The sequence below is a fragment of the Roseomonas sp. TAS13 genome (genome assembly GCF_001950415.1).
GTDB classification, from domain to species: domain Bacteria; phylum Pseudomonadota; class Alphaproteobacteria; order Acetobacterales; family Acetobacteraceae; genus Roseomonas; species Roseomonas mucosa.
This window is the reverse complement of record NZ_BDLP01000341.1, coordinates 1-4,696: the sequence shown is the minus strand read 5'-3', so window position 1 is coordinate 4,696 and position 4,696 is coordinate 1. Positions and strand designations below refer to the sequence as shown.

Below are 4,696 nucleotides of genomic sequence, written 5' to 3'. Positions count from 1 at the left end.
CCGCAGCCGCTCCCGCGCCAGGGCGGGCGAGATGGCGCGCGCGGCCCGGGCGCCGAGCGCCTGCTTCGTCACCACCCGGCGCGCGTCGAGGAAATGCTCGCCGCATTCCTCCGCCGTCAGGTCGTCGCCCGAGATCAGCAGGACCGGCACGCCCAGGCTGCCGGCATAGGCGCCGTTCAGCGTCGCCTCGGAGCAGGGCCGCCCGTTCAGGCGGATGGTGCGGAAGGCGAAGCCGTTCACCGTATGCGCCAGCAGGCCATGCCGCCCCGCCCCGGTGTGGTAGCCGGTGAACATCACCCCGCTGAAGCCGCCGTCCAGGCCGGCGCACATGTTCATCGGCTTGGGCTTGCCCAGGATCAGCTCGGCGCGCGGGTCCAGCAGCTCCGGGATGAGGTTGGTCATCGGCCCATGGGAATCGTTGACCAGCACCTCGGTGGCGCCGCCTGCGAAGGCGCCCGCCACCACGGCGCTGACCTCCTCGGTCATCAGGCGCCGGGCGCGCTCGTATTCCGGGTTGCCGGGCTGACCCTGCTGCGGCGAGACCACGCCGGCCACGCCCTCGATATCGGCGGAGACATAGATCTTCATGCGAGGAACTCCCTGAGCGCGCGACGGTGATGGCCGCGGAAGCCGGTCATCGGCTCCGCGGCGGCCAGCGCATCCAGCACGGCCTCCTGGGTCGCCTCGGCCGCCGCCTGGAAGAGCGTGTCGATCCTCCCCTCTGCCAGGACCCGGCGCGGCAGGAGGTCCGTCTTCGGCATATGCGGGATTCGCTCCGCCGTGGAGAAGGCGAGGAAGATATCGCCGCTGCCATGCCCCCAAAAGGAGCCGGTCCAGGCGATCCCCGCCCCGGCCCGCACCGCGACGCGGCGGAGCTGGCGGGACTCCAGCGGCACATCTGTCGCGAGCACCACGATCACCGAGCCACGTTCCGGCGCCTCCTCGCCGCGCGGGTCGATGCGCCGCCCGTCCGGCAGGCGCAGGTCGCCCGCCCGGCCGAAATTGGCCAGCACCAGCGTGCCGAGGTGGAAATCCGTCTCGTCGAGGCGCAGCCGCCGGGAGGCGGTGCCGATGCCGCCCTTGAGGCCGAAGCAGCTCATCCCCGTTCCCGCCCCCAGCGCACCGGAGCCGAATTCCGGCCCGGCCGCGGCAATGGCGGCTGCCGCATCCTCCGGCGCGACCGCCAGTGCCTGGATGTCGTTCAGGTGCCCGTCATTGCATTCCAGCACCACCGGATTGACCGTGGAGGTGCGCCGTCCGATGCGCGGCTCCTCCATCACGGCGTGCCGGATCAGCGCCTCGGCGCAGGCCGCCACGCCAAAGGTGTTGGTCAGCAGGATCGGCGTCTCGATCTCGCCCAGTTCCTCGATCTGCACGAGCCCGGTGCTCTTGCCGAAGCCGTTCAGCACATGCACGGCGGCGGGGAGCTTTTCCCGGAACAGGCGGCCCCCATGCGGCAGGATGGCGGTGACGCCGGTACGGGTCCCCTCGCCCCGGACCAGGGTGCGGTGGCCGGCCGTCACGCCCGGCACATCGGCCAGGCTGTTGCGGCTGCCGGGCGGCAGGCTGCCGCAGGCCAGGCCCAGGTCACGGGCGCGCATGGAGGTACCCTCCGGCCGGGCTGAGCCAGGAGCCGCTGACCGCAGGCCAGCCATGCGGAACCGTACGCGGCCGGTGGGACGGCGGGCCATGGCCAGTCTGACCGGGCCGGAAAACAGGCTGATCCATGCGGTCTCCCTTCCGGCAGTGCCTGTAGGACCATCTCGCCCCCAGGGACAAGCCTTTGCCCTTACTGGGTTTTGCGGGAATTTCCCGTCAGGTTCGTTTCATGCAGCCCCTGCTTCCGCCAGGTGGGATCGCGATGGGGAGAATGACGGTTCGATGTTTTGTTCGGGTTTTCCGAACAAACTATCCGCCAATAAGCGGATTTTCGGTGCAATTAGGAAGCTATCTAGACGCCCATACGGACCACTCACGATCCGTCTGAAGAATAACCAAGGACGCCTTTCATGCGTATTTCCCTTCGCCGTGGCTTCACCCCCCTCCTGGCCGCGGTGATCCTGGCCGCCGCCCCGGTCGTCGCCTTCGCGGCCGAGGGCGGCGGCTATTCCCTCTTCACTCCCGGCTCCACCCCGCGCGATGTCAGCGGCACCGGCTCCTCCGCCGTGACCGGCATGCCCTCGGCGGACATGCCGGTGACCAGCGGCCGCTTCGGCGCCACGGTGCTGAACGAGAGCAATGCCGGTTCCTCCGCGGTGGGCGGTGCCCCGCGGGGCAACCCGCCGGTGACGAACAACAGCTTCGGCGCCACCCCGCTGGATGTCAGCAACAACACCTGAACCTGCCCCCGGGACCTGCTCCCGGGGCCGGAAAGCGGAAGGGGGCGCCCGGCGGGCGCCCCCTTTTTCATGCGCCCTTCGGGCAACCAGCCTCAGCGGCCGCGGCGGCCCTGGTAGTAGCCCTGCTGGAAGGCCCGGTCCTGCGCCCGCTCCGATTGGTCCCACAGATAGCCGCCGGCCGCGCCGACACCTGTGCCGATCAGCGCGCCCCAGCCGGCATTGCCGCTGAAGGAGCCGGCGACCGCGCCCAGGGCGGCACCGCCGGCCGCGCCCGTGCCGACGCGGCGCTGCGAATCGCTCATGCCCTGGCAGGCGCAGAGGCTCCCCAGCGCCAGGAGGGGCAGGACGAAACGGGCGGAACGGAGCGTCATGGTCGTCCTCATGATCAGCGGGCCGGGCGGGTGGAACGGGCGGCGGGCTGCGGGCAGGGATAGGTCGCCTGCGCCCAGCGGAGCAGGCCGTCGGGGGCCGGCTCGCTGCCGTATTGCGGGTTCTGCTTCGCCCAGTTGGCGAAGGCGATCGCCGACTGCGCCACGGTCGGGGCGGGATTCGGCAGGCAGAACAGCGGGGGCCGCCGCGAGGAGGCGGGGTGCAGCGCCGCATGGTACTGGCCGGCCGCCGTGAAATATCCCTGGCAGTAGGCGATGGCTTCCAGCCGCTGCACACCCTGCGTGCTCGGCAGGCAGATCTCGGCGAGTTCGGCGGTGGTGCTGACGGCGGTGGGCGTGTCGCCCGCCGCCGGCTGCGCCATCACGGGCGCCGCAACGCCCAGCATGGCCGCCATGGCGGCCGAAGCGAGGAGGTGTCGCATAGGTCCAGCTTCTCCCTGTCCAGGGCCGGGGGCGGGTTGCCCCCGGCCGGACGCAGCAAACTGTCTTCCGTTGCCGGGGCTGACAACCCCTGCCGACAACCTCCGATGGTGCCGCGGGCCGGCTGGCGTCAGTCCAGGTCGGTCTTCCAGGTGACGTAGAAGCCGACATCGCCCGGCATGCCGTTCGGGTAGTCGAGGATCACCGGCCGGATGCCGAAGCCGCGCGGCGTGAGTTCCTTCTGGTGGAAATCATAGGCACGGCGCGCGAAGCCTTCGAGCTGCTCCGGCCAGGTGTCGAGTCCGCTGGTGATGGAGCGGCCGCTGTCCTTCATCCATTGCGACGGGAAGTGCAGCACCAGCACTTCCCGCTCCCCGTCCAGCGCGGCCCGCCGGATCATGCCCTGGAGCTTCGTCAGCGCATCCGGCGGCAGCTCCCGCTCCTCGAAGGAGCGGCGCAGTTCGGACATGCCGTTCTGCTTCTCTTCCTCGGCACGCCGTGCCTCCGCCTCCTTCTCGGCCCGCTGCTTTTCCATCCATGTGCGGACACTGTCGGCATCGAAACGCCCGGAATCGGGAAGATCGCTCACACCTGTCCTCCAGTCCTGATCGTCATGCCGTCCGGGGGATGCTCCGCCGGCAACGGCAACCTCCGGTGCGGATGCGCCTGGGAGGGACGGGACAGAGCTTGTTCCCACCCGGCCGGGAAACCAATCGCCGATCCGCAGGCCAGCCAGAACGGCCCCACAGGGCCAGGCAGCGGAAACGGCCGCGTTTCGCCATGGGAGCCGGAGCATCCCGATGGTGAAAAGGAGGGGGTGTCAGGAAAAGAGATGGTGCCCAGGGGCGGAATCGAACCACCGACACTGCGATTTTCAGTCGCATGCTCTACCAACTGAGCTACCTGGGCACAGCGCTCTTGGCGTGGCGCGGAATTAGCCCAGCCCCCGGCCAGTGTCCAGCCGCCCGCCGCAATCTTTTTGACGCATCCGGCACGGGGGGGGAGTGGCTCAGTCCTCCAGGTCGGGATCGCGTTCCGCGACAGGCTCGCCCGGGATGGCATAGCTGCCGGACAGCCAGTGGCCGAGATCGGCCTGCCGGCAGCGCGGCGAGCAGAAGGGCCGGTGCGCGGGCACCACCGGGCGGCCGCAGATCGGGCAGCGGGCGCCACGGCGGGGATGTTCCGGCCTGGCGGCGGAACCGGGCGGGGCATTGGACGGGGTGTTGGACGGGCGGTCAGGCATCCTCGGCAAGCTCCTCTCCGAAAGCGATGGCGGCGTCGGGCCGCAGCACCAGGGGCAGCGCGGCCATGGCCTCGAATTCCTCCAGCGCGCCCGGCCATGTCTCCAGCGCCGCCAGGACGCGCGGATGCGCCCGCAGCGCCGGGCGCAGGCCGGGCCGGTGCCGCAGCACGCCCAGCACGCGGCGCAGCGCGGCAAGGCCCAGCGTCAGCGGCGAAGGCGGCTGCCCGGTGACCTCGTGCAGCGGCGGATGCACCCGGGTCCGCACGCATTCGATCAGGCCGAGCGCGGTCAAGCCCATGATGCGC

7 protein-coding genes, 1 tRNA gene and 1 pseudogene are annotated in these 4,696 nt (G+C 70.7%); 1 reads left to right on the top strand and 8 read right to left on the bottom strand.

Features of this window, described 5'->3' with window-relative positions:
• On the bottom strand, positions 1-588 hold a 588-nt coding region (locus ROTAS13_RS19680), incomplete at its 3' end, for a M55 family metallopeptidase (RefSeq protein WP_075823173.1).
• A complete protein-coding gene (locus ROTAS13_RS19675; protein ID WP_075823172.1) occupies positions 585-1,601 on the bottom strand; it encodes a P1 family peptidase in 1,017 nt (338 codons plus the stop codon). The genes ROTAS13_RS19675 and ROTAS13_RS19680, both read right to left, overlap by 4 nt.
• Positions 1,602-2,009: 408 nt before the next feature.
• Here ROTAS13_RS19675 and ROTAS13_RS19670 point away from each other — a divergent pair, with 408 nt between their 5' ends.
• Entirely contained in the window at positions 2,010-2,339 is a 330-nt protein-coding gene (locus ROTAS13_RS19670) for a hypothetical protein (RefSeq protein ID WP_075823171.1), read from the top strand.
• Between the two features lie 92 nt (positions 2,340-2,431).
• Here the strand turns inward: ROTAS13_RS19670 and ROTAS13_RS19665 are convergent, their stop codons facing one another.
• From ROTAS13_RS19665 to ROTAS13_RS19640, 6 genes and pseudogenes are all read right to left on the bottom strand, one after another.
• Positions 2,432-2,710: a glycine zipper domain-containing protein gene (locus tag ROTAS13_RS19665; protein WP_019462740.1), complete on the bottom strand. Its 279-nt coding sequence runs from the start codon at positions 2,708-2,710 to the stop codon at positions 2,432-2,434.
• A gap of 14 nt (positions 2,711-2,724) precedes the next feature.
• Positions 2,725-3,150 carry a Rap1a/Tai family immunity protein gene (locus ROTAS13_RS19660; protein WP_019462741.1) on the bottom strand — a complete coding sequence of 142 codons (426 nt, stop codon included), beginning with the start codon at positions 3,148-3,150 and terminating at the stop codon, positions 2,725-2,727.
• Between the two features lie 128 nt (positions 3,151-3,278).
• Positions 3,279-3,737, bottom strand: coding sequence for a hypothetical protein (locus tag ROTAS13_RS19655; protein ID WP_083755635.1), 459 nt, complete (start codon positions 3,735-3,737; stop codon positions 3,279-3,281).
• A 244-nt stretch (positions 3,738-3,981) separates the two neighbouring features.
• A tRNA-Phe gene (locus tag ROTAS13_RS19650) sits at positions 3,982-4,057 on the bottom strand.
• Between the two features lie 100 nt (positions 4,058-4,157).
• Positions 4,158-4,391 carry a DNA gyrase inhibitor YacG gene (locus ROTAS13_RS19645; protein ID WP_019462743.1) on the bottom strand — a complete coding sequence of 78 codons (234 nt, stop codon included), beginning with the start codon at positions 4,389-4,391 and terminating at the stop codon, positions 4,158-4,160.
• A pseudogene (locus ROTAS13_RS19640) lies at positions 4,384-4,696 on the bottom strand (ribonuclease); the annotation flags it as partial. The pseudogene ROTAS13_RS19640 and the gene ROTAS13_RS19645, both read right to left, overlap by 8 nt.